Raw genomic sequence first — 15,900 nt, 5'->3', positions numbered from 1 at the left:
GACCGAATATTGAATTGGAATAAACGTAGACGGAATTATACTGGCTAGCCAGCCCTCATCCGCCCATTTTGTCGCTGCAATACGTCCCTATGAAACGCGACATCCGGAAAGCCTGCGGCTCCCACGGCAAGCCGGAAAGACGTTGTTCAGCCAAAAAGATGTAAGTACACGCTATCACGGTTTCGCCTGATTTTATTACAACATTCACGTTCTGGCGGCGATATTCGCTACCCTCAAACTGATCCAGCGCGGCCACGTCCTGCGGCGTAACATCATAATAAAGTACGCCTTCCACCACTGCATCAGCCTGCGCCACCATGCCGGGATAGGTATCGTCGGCCAGCGCATAGCGGGCGTGACCGCTGAGCGTTGCTGTTGCCGTAAGGTAATTGCCGCGCACGACGCGCTGCCAGATTTGCGGAAACATCAGCGAGCCGTAGGTAAATATATGCATAGGGGCGAATAGGGCAGAACAGTTACGCGGGCAGGATATGCCGCCGACTTTCGACCAGATATTCTAAGGGAAGTGCCCTAAGGCAGTGTGACAGCGGGAGAGAAATGAAAAAGCAGGTCATGCGACTAATCCGCATGGCCTGCCTGACTAAGCAATGACTGAATACTTAATGCGCGGACGGATCAGCCGCGATGGCGTCATGCTCATCCAGCACGCCTTGCTGTGCCGCCACTTTACGCGCCAGCGCTTCCGCACTATCGACCAGGCGTTCGGTCGCCTCGCTCACCAGGTTCACATTGCCATAGGCAATCGCTTCCGCCACCCCGGCATGCAGCAAGGCCGTGACCGACAGGTAATCGAAGCTGTTGTAATGGCAAAACCAGAAACGCCGTGACAAGCCCTGGATGGAACGCAGGCTGTCGGTAAGGAATTCATTGCGTGCGCAGTTGAGGCACAGTTCATTGAACTCTTTATCGTTGCGGATAAAGAGCATCTTGTCATTCGTCAGCGAAGCACGGCGGAAGTTTTCACCCAGCAGCGCGAACTGGCGACGCTGCTCGGGCGTGGCGCGCCGGGCGGCATGCTGGAACACCAGCCGGTCTATTTCACGACGCACTTCCAGCAGACGCAGTTGCGCAACCGGATCGACTTCGGTCACAAAGATACCGCGCTTGGGTTTCACCACCAGCAAATGCTCAAAGCACAGCTTGCGCACTGCTTCCCGTACCGGCGTGCGGCCAAAGCCGGCGACGTCGCTGAGAAAAGCTTCGTTCACATCGGTGCCCGGCGGGATTTCCATCGTGACGATGGCTTCCTCTATGCGCAGGTAGGCGCGTTCAGACGAGCTCGCGACGGATGGTCGCGGCGAGGGTAAGGGTAGACGGGTCGGCGTAAGCTCAGGCCCGATGGATACTGGTTTGACTGCAATGCGGTTAGTCGCCATAAATATTATTCTCTGTATTTCTATGTTCAGGCTAGCCTGGTCTCTACCCATTTGACGATACCGTCCAGGGTACGAAAATCTTCTGCCGAGCGCGCCTCCACCGTCGCGCCCAGTTCATCAAACATACGACTCAGCGCACGGCCGGGCCCGAGTTCCAGTACGACAGTGACACCGCGTTCCAGCGTCGTCTCCATGCAATCCTGCCAGCGTACCGGCTCGGCGATCTGCGCCGACAAGGTATCGGCTATTGTCGCTTCGGCTCCAGCCAGGCCATTGATGCCCGCCAGCACCGGTGCTTTCAGCATGCGGGCAGGCGTACTTTTCAATAAATGCCGGAAGGGCGGTACTGCAGCCCGCATCACCGATGTATGCGAAGGAATAGCCACATCCAGCGCCTTGCACCAATGACCTGCAGCCGTGATTTCCGCTGCCGCCAGGTCTATATTCTGCCGCACACCACCCAGCACAAAGTGATCATCTGCATTGATGATGGCCAGCTCCAGACTATAGCGTTTGCAGATGTCATCCCGTGCGGTGGCCGACAGTCCTTTCACTGCCAGCATGCCTGCATGCGCCGGTGCAACCTGATCCATCAGCAATGCACGCTGCGGCACCAGCAAGCCCAGCTCCCTGACGTTCCACGCACCGGCACAGCCATATGCGGCCAGTTCACCCACGCTGTAACCGATAAATACTTCCGGTTGCGGCAGGCGTTCCTGCAATGCGGTCCAGGTTGCGATCTCCGCACCGCAGATCAGCAATTGCGCATTGCGGTTGCTGAATAAATTCTCACCGCTGGCGGCCAGCGCAACTACATCCACTCCAGTCGTCGCAGAATATGTCGCCAGCCATTCACGTGCTGCCTCCGATTGCAGCGCGAGGTCAAACATCTTCGGATGCTGCGCACCCTGCCCCGGACAAGCTATTGCCAGGCCGCTCATATCACTACCGCCCGTTCCGTCACCGCTGCGACGAACAGGGTTGCCGCCAGCAAATCAGCCGAACCACCCGGACTCAAACGGCGCGCAACAAAAGCATGATGGATGTACTGCGCGCGTTGCAACCAGTTCATCGCGAACACGCCACCTTCAGCCAAAAAAGAAATCGCTGACGTGCGTGCATAGTGCAAGCCATCCGCACCGGCCCTGTGCAACAGATTGGTATCTTCCAGCGCCGCCATGATGGCGAAGAAGGCCTGGCAACGTGCAGCCATCACACTACCGCCGACCTGATGAATAGCCGCCAGCGTCGGCAAGCCTATCTTGAAGACATGCGGGAAGCCAGCCGCTGCTTCACCGCGTGCACCGCCGACCGCGTACTTGCGGCACACCAGGTTGCCGTGACTGGAACTCATGTCCTTGCTGTCTGCCAGCTTGATGTCGGCACCCCAGCTATCGATCACGATTTGCGCCAGGTCGGCATGAGGCAACGCGGCAGCATCCGCTTTGCCCAATGCTGCGCACAACAAGCCCAGGTTGAAGATCGCACCGCGATGCGTGTTCACACCTGCAGTCGCACGCAACATGGCCACTTCTGCTGCGCGGCCCAGGTGCGTGAGTTCGGCAAAGTCGGCATCACGGGTACCCGCCTGATAAATCGCCGCGAAGTAATGACGCAGGCTGAACAGGCTTTTGATAAAGGTGGCTGCCTGCATATCATCGTGACTGCCGTTATCCGTTTTGCTGACCAGTCCCGGTTTCGGATACAGGCACATCTCGTCATACAGCGCGCGCACCGCTGCCCGCGCAACCTGTTGCGTGCGGAGTGGATGTGCTGCGCTTGCGATCAATGCCATGCCGATTGCTTCCATACTGATTCCAGCGTTGCCAATGCAACGCCTTCGTTACTCTTGACCATGACCAGTCGGGTATGCGCCAGTAATTCTTTCCATGCGACGGCACGACCATCCGGAAATATCATTTCACCATCGAGTCGTACGCGACCTTCTTTTTCCACCGCATCCAGCAAGCGTAAACCGGCATGTGCCTGTTCCAGCGTAGCCGGTGCCAGCAGCAAATCGACATCCGAGTTATCTGCCAGGTAAGGTGTACCGGTCACACATTGCCAGGCCAGCGAGCCGTAGATGCGTAAATTCAGTCCCAACTTCAGCGCATCTGTCTGCAGATGCATCAGCGTGTCATACCAGCCGTTCGGCAACGGCGTTTGCTGCAGCAATGCCTCCGACAAACTCAGCGCATCACTTGCTTCACGCACCACCGAGGCCGGCACGCAAAATGCCAGTGAACGCTGATCCGTCGTGCGCGGCAGGCGCAAGCCGAGCTGCACCATGTCGGGCCGCTCACCGGGCTGGCGACTACGCGCGACGAAGGGCAAACCACGCGCCGCATGCTGGTGTATCGCAGCAGCTTGCACGCCATCCTGTACATGCATACATTCAGCAGCTTCCGGCCAGTTCAGCCAGACCCGCGCATGGCGCTTGTAGAAGAATGACGATGATTGCGGCGCGATCATGTGAGGCTCCGTCAGTGTGCACGCACCAATTGCGCTACCCGTGCAGCGCCAGTGCGACCACCACGACTGGCACCCAGTTCGCGGCGCAGATCCAGTTTGTTTTTCTTTGCCAGCGCCGTCAGCAAACATTGCTCCAGCGGGCCTTCCCAGATTTCTTCGACCGCACCAAGAGCGACGAAGTTATGCGCACCCGGACCGAGGATAGGCGAAGTACGACACAAGGCTTCCAGTTCTTCCAGCGGCAGCTTGGTGATGCGCGACATTGCAGGCAGCGCCATCACGCGTATCTGTGCACCGGGCACGGCATAAGTTTCATCCGCGATCATGCCGAGCGAGAGGAAGCCACCACTGACTGCTTCGCTGTACACCACGCTCAGTAATTGATGACCACGCGTGCGCGCTACGGCAAAACATTTCGCCAGATGCGCGAGGAACGGGCTGTTGCCTAATAATTCATCACGGCGCGACAGCTGCTGTCCCTGTGTATCGACCAGCATCAGGATGGGCATGCGCGGCTGATCGTTCATGATGGCGATCACGGCCTCGGACAATTGCAACGCGATGTCGACGCCGATAGCAGCATGATCCAGCGTGCCGACTACCGCGACCGTTGCATCGCCTGCGCGTCCCTGTCCGGTCAGTACCTGACCACTGGCCTCGACCGTATGCCCTTGCGGGAACAGCTGGTCACATAATTCTTTCCACTCAAGCATGTTCTTCCCTCCGCACGTGTGCGCTCATTTCCAGGAACTCGGGTATCTCGGCCAGCGGCACATTCTTCGCATCCGCCACGCCCAGCGCCTGCCAGATTTGCGTCGCATCGGCGCAATCAGAGAAACGCTGCATACGATTCTGCAAGGCTGCGTGTTCCTGCGTGACGCTTTCCAGCGTGAGCGGGCGCGATGCGCCGAGCAGGCTGATCGCTGCATCACGGAACGCAGCAACATCATCCGGCACGATCAGGTCGGCATCACCCATCAGGTAACGATGCTTGCCACCCATGGTGCGCCACACCAGCGCGCGATCACGGGCGTCGAATTCTTCCACACCTTTCGCCGCTTCTATGACTTCAGGGCCGGAGACGGACAGGCGACCTTCTTCCGAGATGATCATGTGATCACAGCATTTGGCGACGATGCCTATGCCGCCATAGCAACCATTGGAGCCGCCTATCATCACGATGACCGGGATACCGGCGTGCCTGACTTCAAATACGGCGCGCTGAATTTCAGAGATAGCGATCAAGCCCGCATTCGCTTCATGCAAACGTACGCCACCGGTATCGAGCAACAGCAATACAGCAGCCGGACGCTGTTCTACTGCGCGTTCCAGCAAGCCTGTCAGCTTCGCACCGTGGATCTCGCCCACCGAGCCACCCATAAATGCCGGCTCTTGCGCTGCGATCAGAACCTTGGCACCACTCAGCAAACCGGAGCCAATCACGATGCCGTCATCAAATGCGACGGGCTGACCGAGTACCGGCAAATGCGGGCTGAAATGACGTTCTGCCGGCGGCAGGATTTCTGCGAAGCTGTTTGCATCCAGCAAGTCGGCGATGCGCTGGCGTGCAGTCCGTTCGAGGAAGCTCTTATGTGCGCCGCTCATGCGTTCCCCCTGAATTCTTCGACTGCCTGCATCAGGCGCAGACTGACGACGGCCGGAGTTGCACCCGCATCATTGATGGTGATGACCAGATTAGCCAGGCGATAGCGTTCGGCGCAGGTACGCGTGACTGCACGCCAGGTTTCATCGAAACCATGTACCGAGGTTGCGATGATGAACTTCACTTTATCGTTCAGCTCTGCCGGTTCAAACAGCACTTCAAGGTTGCCGGAACCGACGACACCGACCAGGCCGCTGCCTATATTGCGATCAGGGTGGTCACAAGGACCAACTTCAAATTCAAGTGTTTGCATGGATGCCTACCAGTTTCTGAATCTGTTTGGTGGTTGATAGAGATTGCCCGACCATCTGACCAAATCCTTCATGGACTTGGCGGCCAGCAAATCGCGTGTCGCCAGCGATACATCGACGCCTATGTCTTCCGGCCGCTGGATCACGCCGCGGTCGCGCAGGTTGTCGACCACGCGCTGGTCGCGCTTGAGGCCGACTGCGGTAAATCCTGCAACGCCGCGCACCGCTTGCTCACGCTCCTGCGGGTTGCTGCATTTATGCAGATGCGCGATCCCTTCTTCGGTCACGATTTGGGTGACGTCATCGCCATAGACCATGACCGGCGGCAGCTCGAGTGAAAGGTCTTCCATCAGCTGCCAGGCATCCAGTTTCTCGGTGAAAGTCGGGCTCATTTTTTCGCGAAAGGATTCGACCATCTGCACCACCAGTTTGCGGCCGCGCGGCATGGTGGCACCGGTAGCTTGCGCCGCCTCTTCGCCTGCCTTCAGCCATGGATAGCTGACATGACGGCGTGCACGTGACTCGGAACCGAAGTTGGGCGCGCCACCAAAACCGGTGATGCGGTTGAGGGTAGCGGTCGAGCTATTGCCCTGCGTATCGACTTGCAGGGTCGAGCCTATGAACAGATCCGAATAATGACCTGCAATCTGGCAAAACACGCGATTCGAACGCATGCTGCCATCCGGTCCGTTGAAGAAGACGTCAGGGCGTGCCCGCACATACTCTTCCATGCCGAGCTCGGAACCGGCGCAATGTATGCCTTTGACGAAACCGGATTCGATGGCCGGGATCAGCGTCGGGCATGGATTGACCGTCATGTAATTACAGATCTTGCCGCGCAGACCGAGTGACTCTGCGTATGTCGGCAGGATCAGTTCTATCGCTGCAGTATCGAAGCCGATGCCATGATTCAGACGGGTGACGCCATACGGTGCATACAAACCCTTGATGACCATCATCGCCATCAGGATTTGCGTTTCGGTAATCTGGGCCGGATCGCGCGTGAAGATAGGTTCGATGTAATGCGGCTTCGGCGCCTGCACCACATACGATACCCAGTCACCCGGCACGTCAACGCGCGGCACAGTATCAACGATTTCGTTAACCTGCGCGATGATGATGCCGTTCTTGAAGGCGGTACCTTCCGCCACTGCTGGCGTGTCTTCTGTATTCGGACCTGTATAGAGATTGCCGTTGGCATCTGCACTTTGCGCCGCGATCAGCGAGACACGTGGCGTCAGGTCCATGAAGTAGCGACCATACAACTCAAGGTAAGTATGGATCGCACCGACATTGATCTTGCCCGCCTTGATCAGACGTGCGAGGCGCACACCCTGATCGCCGGAATAGCAAAAATCCAGCCGCGAAGCGACGCCGCGTTCGAATACATCCAGATGCGCAGCCAGTGCCAGATTGGATTGAATGATGTGCAGGTCATGCACCAGATTCGCATCCATTTTAGACAAGGCCGTAGCGAGGAAGTCCGCATGCTTCTGGTTATTGCCTTCGACGCACACACGATCACCGGATTCGATCACCGCATGCAGCAGGGCGGCGATGTTTTCGGCGGCGACGACCTTGCCGCTGGCGTGCGACGCACCGCGCCTGAGGCGCGTCGCAGTGTTGCGGGCCAGCGTATCCCAGTGGAAGTCCGGGGACATTTTCATGCTGCCACCTCCACCACTTTAGACCGCTTGCTGAAGAGGCCGGAGATGACTGGCCACATCAATGTGATCAGCGCCAGCGTCGTGATGGAACCGACCAGGTAGTTGGACCAGAAAATTTCCATGCCGCCATGCGACAGGAGCATGGTTTGACGGAACGCATCTTCTGCCTTGTCACCCAGCACCATCGCCAGTACCAGCGGTGCCAGCGGGTAGTCGAGTTTCTTCAGTACATAACCGATAATACCGAATACCACCATCAGCCAGACATCGAACATCGCGCCGTGCACGGTATAAGCACCGATTGCACACAGCAGGATGATGACAGGCGCAACAATGGTGAACGGTACACGCAGGATGGCAGCGAAGAATGGCACAGTACTCAGCACCACAATCAGGCCGACGATGTTACCGAGATACATACTGGCGATCAGGCCCCAGACGAAATCCTTTTGCTCAACGAAAAGCATAGGGCCCGGTTGCAAACCCCACACCATCAGACCACCGAGCAAAACCGCAGCAGTAGCCGAACCCGGAATGCCGAGCGCCAGCATAGGCAGCAAGGCGGTCGTGCCGGATGCGTGCGCCGCTGTTTCCGGTGCGATCACACCTTCCAGGCTGCCTTTACCGAACTGGTCTTTCTCTTTCGAGAAGCGACGTGCGATACCGTAGCCCATAAAGGAAGCAGCCGTAGCGCCGCCAGGCGTCACGCCCATCCACGCACCTACCACCCAGCTACGCACCAGCGATGCCCAGTAGCGCGGCAACTGACGCCAGGTTTGCAATACCACTTTCAGGTTGATACCTGCCTGCTTGCCGCGGAAGGCCAGACCTTCTTCCATCGTCAACAGGATTTCACCGATACCGAACAAACCGATCACGACGATCAGGAAGTCTACGCCGCGCAGCAACTCATCGAAGCCGAAAGTCATACGCAAGCCGCCGGTGATGGTATCCATACCGATGGTGGCGAGGCCAAAGCCCAGCATCATCACAAGTATGGTCTTGAATGGCGAGCCACCACCCATGCCGACGAAACTGCAGAAGGTCAGCAAGTACACCGCGAAGAATTCCGGCGGACCGAATTTCAAAGCGAACGAAGCAACCAGCGGTGCCAGGAAGGTAATCAGTACGACTGAAAAGAATGCGCCGATGAACGAACCGCTGAAAGCGGCCGTTAACGCTTCCCCGGCCTTGCCTTTCTGCGCCATCGGATAACCGTCAAACGTCGTCGCGACCGACCACGGTTCACCCGGAATGTTGAACAGGATGGAGGTGATCGCACCGCCGAACAAGGCGCCCCAGTACAGGCAGGACAAGAGGATGATGCCGGCGGTCGGCTCCATCGAAAACGTCAGCGGCAACAGGATCGCCACGCCGTTCGGCCCACCCAGCCCCGGCAATACGCCGATCAGGATGCCCAGCGTGACGCCTATGAACATCATTAAAATATGCTGTCCCGTAAGGGCGACAGAAAACCCATGCATCAAATAGCCCAGCTCTTCCATGAATGTCTCCTTCTATGGATATCTTTTTTAGCGAGATTCAGTAGCCGAATGCCGCTTCAAGCGGGCCCTTGATCAACGGAACCATGAATTGAATTTCAAACAGCCAGAACACGACTGCCACTACCGACAAACCTACCGTCAATGACTTCAGCCAGCTGTATTTGCCGAGTACGCGCATGAAGCCTGCGATGAGTGCCAGTGCTGCGATGTACATGCCGAGGAATTGTGCTATCGCGACAAAGCCGAGTATCGGTGCCAGTACCTGCAGCACTGGCTTGAGTTCACCACGTGTGACAAACGATGAACTGTTGATGGCTTTGCTGCGGGTCGCGTTGAACATCACGACCGCAGCAGCGATGCACATGATGATGCCGATGCGGAACGGGAAGTAACCGGACTTCGGTCCGGCACTTCCCCAGCCTGCGCCCCGGTGGTAGCTGTCCCAGATCAGCAAACCACCGGCAATCATGAATGCCAGGGCGCAGGCGAACTCCGCCACACCGTGCTTGATGAGAACACGGTCTTCTTTTTGATTGCTATCCATGTTGCTGCTCCGTTTATTTGCCAGCGGCCAGGAAGCCAGCTTTTTTCAGCAAGTCGTAATGCAAGTCGGCATCGGTTTGCAGGAATTTCTGCAGGGCAGGACCAGTGAGGAAGGCATCCTTGAATGCATTGCGATTGGAGAATTCTTCCCACTCCGGTGTGGCAACGATTTTCTTCATTTGATCAACGTAGTAAGCAACCTGCTCAGGCTTGACTCCTGTTGGCAGGAACACGCTGCGTTGCATCAGATAAGTAACGTTGAGGCCTTGCGATTTGCAGGTAGGAATGCTGGACCAGGATTCAGTCGTAGTGACTTTCTCGGTTTGTGCCATCGGCTTGTCGTCGAATACGCACAATGGGCGCAGCTGACCGGCACGCCATTGCGATACTGCTTCGACCGGATTATTGACCGAAACGTCGATGTGATTGCCGACCAGCTGGGTTGCCACGTCACCGCCGCCTTTGTATGGGATGTAGTTGAATTTCACCCCTGCGGCTTGTTCAACAGCTGCAAACAGCAAATTGTCTTCACGTTTGGAGCCTGCACCACCGGCGCGAATCTGACCCGGCTGCGCTTTTGCCGCTGCGAGCAATTCAGCTGCCGTTTTGTATGGCGAAGCTGCATTCACCCACAGCACGAATTCATCCATCACCAGGTTGGCGACCGGCGTCATGTCTTTCCATGAGAACGGAACGTCTGCAGTCAGCGGCAACATATACATGTGCGATGCAGAGATCAGGATTTTGTGCGGATTACCTGGTGAGGTTTTCAAATCGATGAAACCTTCAGCACCACCTGCGCCACCCTTAGGGGTAACGATGTACGGCTTTTTTGCCAGACTGTGCTTGACCACGATGCTGGACATCAGGCGCGCCATTTGATCAGTACCGCTGCCACTACCGGATGGCAACACCATTTCTACAGCTTTGCCTGGCTCCCATGCGTAGGCCGGGGCACAGAGCATGGCGGCGGCGACGACAGATAGCGACGCGCGTGCGACGTTAAGGCGATTCAACATTTTTGTCTCCTAATTTTTATTAACGACGTTTTCTTAACTTCGTTTTTTAGCCGCGCAAACTCGTGATGCACGGTCTGGTTGGTGGCGCTTTTTTGCACCTGATTGATATATTCTTCTCATATATTAGTTGTGTCAATCAATTTTGCAGAAAATTTTAATTTATTGACGCGCGGGCAAAATACGACAAGTATCTGGAGTATGGATTTGCACTTCAAAACAAGTGTCAACAACGCCAAAACCGCACCAGGACTGGGCATCTGGCGGATGTCGCATAAAGTTGACGGGTGTTGCGAGAACGCCGCAGCAAGAAGTGCGCAGGTAGCAGGGACGGCATTTGCAGTGACAATCAGGGTTATGAGGGCGCTCACACTCCGTGGAAAACCGCTAAATTACGGGCTGAAAGATAGCTTCCACAGAGCAACAATTTAACGCAATCATCAAATAAATCGCGCAAAGAAATATTTGTGATATCTTAGATGAACATAATTAATATATAAAACGTTCTGAGACCCATTCCCATCCCCGGAGGAGACTATGAAAAAGCCCGTTTCATCAGTTGAAGTTTCATCAGTGAAGGTTCCATCCATCCAACGTCGTACCGTACTCAAAGCTGCCGGTGCCGGTATCGCTACCGGATTGCTTGGTATGCCGGCGTTTGCGCAAAACAAACCTTTGCGTGTCGGCGTCATCGCACCACGCGGCGGCGTCGCCGGCACGATCGGCGAATGCGGTTTGCGCGGCGTCGAATGGACCACTGCCCGCATCAATGCCGCCGGTGGTATCGGCGGTCGCAAAGTCGAACTGGTGATCCAGGAAGAGACCTCGCCTAAAGACACCATCGATCGCTTCCGCAAACTGGTACTGCAGGAAAAAGTGGATTGCGTACAAGGTATCGTGTCCTCCGGCGTCAGCCTGGCACTGGCACCGGCCGCCGAAGATTCGCGCATGCCGACCATTTTCTGGGATGGCACCACACAGGACGGCGTGAAAGAAACCATGCCGAAACCGAAGTATGTGTTCCGCAGCACCGATAACGAATGCGAAGCCGTGATGGCGTCACTGCTGGCGATCAAACATTTCAAAGGCAAGTTCAAACGCATCGCCTGCGTCAACCCTGACTACTCATATGGCCGCAATACCTGGACCGCGTTCCAGGCACTGCTGAAAAAATACGGCATCGAACACGAAGTCGTATCCGAACAATGGTCGAAGATCGGCAACCTCGATCTGACCGCCAACGTCGCCGCATTGAAAGCAGCCAAACCTGACCTGATTTTTTCGTCCCTGCTGTTTGCCGATTTGCCGGTCTTCATGAAGCAGGCGCACAACGCCGGTCTGACCGAAGGTACCCGCTTCATCCTGCCAGCAGCTGGTTGGCAGCACACCGCGATGAAGAAGGAGTTCACACCTGAAGGCATCGTCTGGGGTCACAACACGATGTACTTCGATGATCCGAAAGCGTCAGCGACACAGAAGGAATTCGTCAAATGGTATGCCGACAAGTACAAGGATTACCCGCACTGGGAAGCTGACCGCGCTTATTTCTCGATGATGGTCTACAAAGCTGGCGTAGAGAAAGCGCTGGCGGCGAAGAAATCATGGCCAACAGCGGAAGAGATTTGTCTGGCGATACCGGGCGTGCAGATCGAGTCGCTCGGCGGTAAAGGGGCAATGCGTGCCGACCATATCGCCAACCAGACTTTCCATCAGGGCTTGTCGACCAATAAGAATAGCTACGACTTCCCTACGCTGGCATCAGTCGAGACTATGTATTCCGACCAATTGCAGAAACCGACAGGCGCGGATTTCTGGGAATGGCTGAATACCGCAAACTTCAAGATCTAACACCTGACAAAGAGGAGGGAACTTCCCTGATCCGTACTTAGTAATAAGAACTGATCAGGGAGGGGTGTATCTATGGCTCCGTTTTTCAATATCCTTTTGGCTGGTGTGTTCCAGGCGGCAGTACTGTTCCTGGTGGCGTCCGGCTTGCAACTTATCTTTGGCGTACAGCGCATCATCAACCTGGCGTGCGGCTCGATTTATGCGCTCGGCGCGTACTTCGGCATCTTCGTCACGTCGTGGGCGCTGAACCAGGGCTTGCCCGTTCATCTGTTCCCGCTGGTACTGCTCGGCGCCGGTATCGTTATCGGTCTGATCGGCCTGCCGCTGGAACGATTGATACGCACTATCTATAACCGCCCGGAATCATTCCAGTTACTGCTGACCTTCGCAGTCATGCTGATGTTCCAGGACGTACTGCGTTTCTTCTGGGGCGCCGACCCGCAGCAATTGCCTAACGTCTCGATGACTTTCGGCACCATGTCTGCCTTCGGCGTCAGCATGCCTACCTATAACGTGATGGTGATTGCAGTTGCGGTCACCCTCGCGATCGGCATGGCGTACTTCCTCGGCAAAACCAAAACCGGCAAAATCCTGCGCGCAACCGCAGAGAATCGGGAAACCAGCGCGGCGATGGGCATTAACGTGACCCGCGTCTACGTGATGGTGTTCACACTTGGCACCATGCTCGGCACCATAGGCGGTGCACTGGTAATTCCGAATGCTGCGGCTTCGCTGGAGATGGGCGTCGAACTGGTGGTTGAGGCATTTGCGGTGGTGGTGATCGGTGGTCTCGGCAGCATGAAAGGCGCAGCAGTCGGCGCCCTCATCGTCGGCCTGATCCGCGCCCTCAGCGCCATGTACTACCCCGAAGCTGAAATCCTGGCTATCTATGCAATTGTGTTGGCGGTCCTGATCTGGAAGCCGGCAGGTCTCTACGGAAAGGCTGAAGCATGAGAACCGATACCGTACACAGCGCGCCTGTTACCGCGCCGGAGGAACTGGAATTTGTCGCACCACCTCCGATTTCCCGCGCCAAACTGATTACCGGAGGCCTGGTGCTGGCCGTACTGGCAGTCGCGCCATTGGTCATCAGCCAGTACTACATGACGCTGCTGATTCCATTCTTTGCCTATGCGGTCATCCTGCTCGGCTTTAACCTGCTGTTCGGTTACGGCGGCCTGCTGTCTTTCGGTCACGCACTGTTCGTTGCGATTGGTGCTTACGCCGCAGCGGCCATGGTATCGAAGACCGGCATGGTCTCGTTCGAGATGATGTTGCTGACAGCTGTCGTCGCCTCCTTCGTGATATCTATCCCGATTGCCTGGCTCGCAAGCCGCTTTACCGGCATCTTCTTCGGGATGCTGACTTTGTCGTTCGGCATGCTGTTCCACTCTTTCCTGAACAAGTTTTACTACATCACAGGCGGTGACAGCGGCATGCGTGTACCACGCCCCAGCCTGTTCGGTATGGAACTGGATCAGTTCGACAAGACAGCCTTCCTCGGCGGCCCTTTCTATTACTACTGTCTGGTGATGGTGTTGCTGCTGACCTGGGTCATGTGGCGCATCGTGCGTTCGCCTTACGGCATCCACCTGATGGCTTCGCGTGACAATGCAGTCAAGGCGCTGTATCTCGGCGTCAAGGTACGCAGCGTCCGTGCCATCGCCTTCGTGGTGTCTGCCGTGTATGCGTCCATCGGTGGCGTGATCCTCGGCGTCAACACCGGCCTGGCCGATCCGGAACTGGCGTACTGGACGCATTCGGGTCATCTGGTGTTCATGGCGGTGCTTGGCGGCTATCAGGAATTCCTTGGCCCTGTACTTGGTGCGTTCGTCTTTATCCTGCTGCAGGATGAGCTGTCCTCACTGACGCAGTACTGGCGCTTCTTCCTCGGTGCCATCCTCGCCATCCTCGTCGTCGCCCTGCCGGGCGGCATCATGGGTGCCATCCGTAAATTCAAGTCCAAAGGAGAGCAAGCATGAGTACCAGCGATGTATTGCTCCGCGCAGAACAGATTTCACGTCACTACGGTGATTTCATCGCGCTGCATAATGTGGATCTGTCCGTTTCCCGCGGCGAGTTTGTTTCCGTGGTCGGGCCGAATGGTGCAGGCAAGACGACACTGGTCAATGTGCTGACCGGTTTGCATCAGCCAACCACTGGCCATGTCAATTTCAATGGCGACAATATCGCCGGAGTCGGTGCGGTCGATCTGGCAACACGCGGCCTCGCACGCGCCTTCCAGCTCACCAGTATTTTCCCCGAGCTGACCGTGCGCGAGACCATCGCTGTGTCAGCCTGCTCTTACCTGAATCAGCGCTGGAACGGCTTTGGTCATTTGTTCGGCAGTCGCAAGATCAACGACATCGTAGTGCGCACTGCCGATGCCTTCGGCCTGTCGCCGTGGCTGGATACCAAGGGCGGTTCACTGCCGCATGGCCGGCGCAAGCTGCTGGACGTGGCCAGTGCGTTCGCGCTGCATCCGAAAGTCATGCTGCTGGATGAACCGACTGCCGGCGTGTCCACCGCCGACAAACACGGCGTCATGGAAACCCTGTTACGTGCCGCCAAACATATGGGGATAGAAGCAATCATGCTGGTAGAACACGATATGGACCTGGTATCGCGCTATTCGACACGCATCGTTGCCATGCAGGGCGGCAAGAAGATTGCCGACTTGCCGCGCGATGAATTTTTTGCCAATGAAGAAGTGGTATCCATCGTAGTCGGCAAAGGAGCGCACTGATGTCTCTCGCACTCGATAAGGTTAACGTCATCCTGGCCGGCAATCCGGTCTTGCGCGATATCTCCATGCGCATCAATCCGGGTGAGCTGGTTTGTCTGGTCGGTCGCAATGGCGCCGGCAAATCCACTACCTTCCGTTCCATCATGGGTTTCCAGGGCCTGAAGTCCGGCGCGATCAAATGGAAAGAAAAAGCGATCAACGGCATGCAAACGCACAAGATCGTGGAACTCGGTCTCGGCTATACGCCGGAAGGCAGCGATGTATTCGGCGATCTCACGGTGGAAGACAATATTGCGTTGCCGACCTGGACCCGCAAATCAACGCGCAGTGCACAGGAACGCATAGATGAAGCGTATGCGGTTTTCCCCAAGCTCAAGCAGTATTTGCATAGAGGCGGGCAGCAACTGTCCGGCGGCGAACGCAAGATGGTTTCCATCGCCCGCGCACTGGCGCTGGACCCGGAGCTGCTGTTACTGGATGAGGCGTTTGAAGGTTTGTCACCCGCCATCATCCCGACCATCAGCGAAGGTTTGCAAAGCATCCTGAAGCAGGGACGCGGCGTGTTGCTGGCCGAGTCCAACTTCTATCACTTGCCACCGTTTGCTGATCGCTTGTACGTAATAGAACGCGGCGAGATCGTATTTGAAGGAACGCTGGCGCAGGCAGAAGCCGATACCGCGACCATGAAGATCATCAAGGGAACCTGAGGCTGTATCCATGCACTGTATGGCGACAGGTACACAATGCCTGTCGCTATTGCAGCAAAGGGGATGATGAAAAAAGGGCTGCATC

17 protein-coding genes are annotated in these 15,900 nt (G+C 56.5%); 5 read left to right on the top strand and 12 right to left on the bottom strand.

Annotation, left to right across the window (positions count from 1 at the left end):
* Positions 1-55: 55 nt before the first annotated feature.
* From DBR37_RS03840 to DBR37_RS03785, 12 genes are all read right to left on the bottom strand, one after another.
* Positions 56-454 carry a gamma-glutamylcyclotransferase family protein gene (locus DBR37_RS03840; RefSeq protein ID WP_124573022.1) on the bottom strand — a complete coding sequence of 133 codons (399 nt, stop codon included), beginning with the start codon at positions 452-454 and terminating at the stop codon, positions 56-58.
* 166 nt (positions 455-620) lie between these two features.
* Positions 621-1,397, bottom strand: coding sequence for a GntR family transcriptional regulator (locus DBR37_RS03835; protein WP_124573020.1), 777 nt, complete (start codon positions 1,395-1,397; stop codon positions 621-623).
* Positions 1,398-1,423: 26 nt separating this feature from the next.
* Complete coding sequence (locus tag DBR37_RS03830; protein ID WP_124573018.1) at positions 1,424-2,338, bottom strand: ACP S-malonyltransferase; 915 nt, start codon at positions 2,336-2,338, stop codon at positions 1,424-1,426.
* Positions 2,335-3,192, bottom strand: coding sequence for a triphosphoribosyl-dephospho-CoA synthase MdcB (gene mdcB, locus DBR37_RS03825; protein ID WP_124573016.1), 858 nt, complete (start codon positions 3,190-3,192; stop codon positions 2,335-2,337). The genes DBR37_RS03830 and mdcB overlap by 4 nt, the downstream gene beginning before the upstream one ends.
* Positions 3,183-3,869 carry a malonate decarboxylase holo-[acyl-carrier-protein] synthase gene (gene mdcG, locus DBR37_RS03820; protein WP_158610222.1) on the bottom strand — a complete coding sequence of 229 codons (687 nt, stop codon included), beginning with the start codon at positions 3,867-3,869 and terminating at the stop codon, positions 3,183-3,185. Before mdcG ends, mdcB begins: the two co-directional genes overlap by 10 nt.
* Before the next feature lie 11 nt (positions 3,870-3,880).
* A complete protein-coding gene (locus DBR37_RS03815; protein ID WP_124573011.1) occupies positions 3,881-4,582 on the bottom strand; it encodes a biotin-independent malonate decarboxylase subunit gamma in 702 nt (233 codons plus the stop codon).
* Positions 4,575-5,474: a biotin-independent malonate decarboxylase subunit beta gene (locus DBR37_RS03810; protein ID WP_124573009.1), complete on the bottom strand. Its 900-nt coding sequence runs from the start codon at positions 5,472-5,474 to the stop codon at positions 4,575-4,577. The genes DBR37_RS03815 and DBR37_RS03810 overlap by 8 nt, the downstream gene beginning before the upstream one ends.
* Positions 5,471-5,785, bottom strand: a complete 315-nt coding sequence (mdcC, locus tag DBR37_RS03805; protein WP_124573007.1) for a malonate decarboxylase acyl carrier protein — start codon at positions 5,783-5,785, stop codon at positions 5,471-5,473. Before mdcC ends, DBR37_RS03810 begins: the two co-directional genes overlap by 4 nt.
* Positions 5,786-5,791: 6 nt before the next feature.
* Complete coding sequence (gene mdcA / locus DBR37_RS03800; RefSeq protein ID WP_199739022.1) at positions 5,792-7,450, bottom strand: malonate decarboxylase subunit alpha; 1,659 nt, start codon at positions 7,448-7,450, stop codon at positions 5,792-5,794.
* Complete coding sequence (locus tag DBR37_RS03795; protein WP_124573005.1) at positions 7,447-8,955, bottom strand: tripartite tricarboxylate transporter permease; 1,509 nt, start codon at positions 8,953-8,955, stop codon at positions 7,447-7,449. The genes mdcA and DBR37_RS03795 overlap by 4 nt, the downstream gene beginning before the upstream one ends.
* Positions 8,956-8,992: 37 nt before the next feature.
* Complete coding sequence (locus tag DBR37_RS03790; RefSeq protein ID WP_124573003.1) at positions 8,993-9,499, bottom strand: tripartite tricarboxylate transporter TctB family protein; 507 nt, start codon at positions 9,497-9,499, stop codon at positions 8,993-8,995.
* Positions 9,500-9,512: 13 nt separating this feature from the next.
* On the bottom strand, positions 9,513-10,517 hold the full coding sequence (locus DBR37_RS03785) for a tripartite tricarboxylate transporter substrate binding protein (RefSeq protein ID WP_124573001.1): 1,005 nt from the start codon (positions 10,515-10,517) through the stop codon (positions 9,513-9,515).
* Positions 10,518-11,051: 534 nt separating this feature from the next.
* Between DBR37_RS03785 and DBR37_RS03780 the strand changes: the two genes are divergently transcribed.
* The 5 genes from DBR37_RS03780 (at position 11,052) to DBR37_RS03760 (ending at position 15,815) form a co-directional block, all read left to right on the top strand.
* The gene (locus tag DBR37_RS03780; protein WP_124572999.1) at positions 11,052-12,362 is read left to right on the top strand and encodes an ABC transporter substrate-binding protein; all 1,311 of its coding nucleotides are present in this window, start codon (positions 11,052-11,054) and stop codon (positions 12,360-12,362) included.
* 72 nt (positions 12,363-12,434) lie between these two features.
* Positions 12,435-13,316 carry a branched-chain amino acid ABC transporter permease gene (locus DBR37_RS03775; RefSeq protein ID WP_124572997.1) on the top strand — a complete coding sequence of 294 codons (882 nt, stop codon included), beginning with the start codon at positions 12,435-12,437 and terminating at the stop codon, positions 13,314-13,316.
* On the top strand, positions 13,313-14,344 hold the full coding sequence (locus tag DBR37_RS03770) for a branched-chain amino acid ABC transporter permease (protein ID WP_124572995.1): 1,032 nt from the start codon (positions 13,313-13,315) through the stop codon (positions 14,342-14,344). The genes DBR37_RS03775 and DBR37_RS03770 overlap by 4 nt, the downstream gene beginning before the upstream one ends.
* On the top strand, positions 14,341-15,108 hold the full coding sequence (locus DBR37_RS03765) for an ABC transporter ATP-binding protein (protein WP_124572993.1): 768 nt from the start codon (positions 14,341-14,343) through the stop codon (positions 15,106-15,108). Before DBR37_RS03770 ends, DBR37_RS03765 begins: the two co-directional genes overlap by 4 nt.
* On the top strand, positions 15,108-15,815 hold the full coding sequence (locus DBR37_RS03760) for an ABC transporter ATP-binding protein (RefSeq protein ID WP_124572991.1): 708 nt from the start codon (positions 15,108-15,110) through the stop codon (positions 15,813-15,815). The genes DBR37_RS03765 and DBR37_RS03760 overlap by 1 nt, the downstream gene beginning before the upstream one ends.
* Positions 15,816-15,900 lie beyond the last annotated feature (85 nt).

The sequence above is a fragment of the Herminiimonas sp. KBW02 genome (genome assembly GCF_003852535.1).
GTDB lineage: Bacteria > Pseudomonadota > Gammaproteobacteria > Burkholderiales > Burkholderiaceae_D > Oxalicibacterium.
Note: the sequence above shows the minus strand (reverse complement) of the source record. Positions and strands in the feature narration are given on the sequence as shown.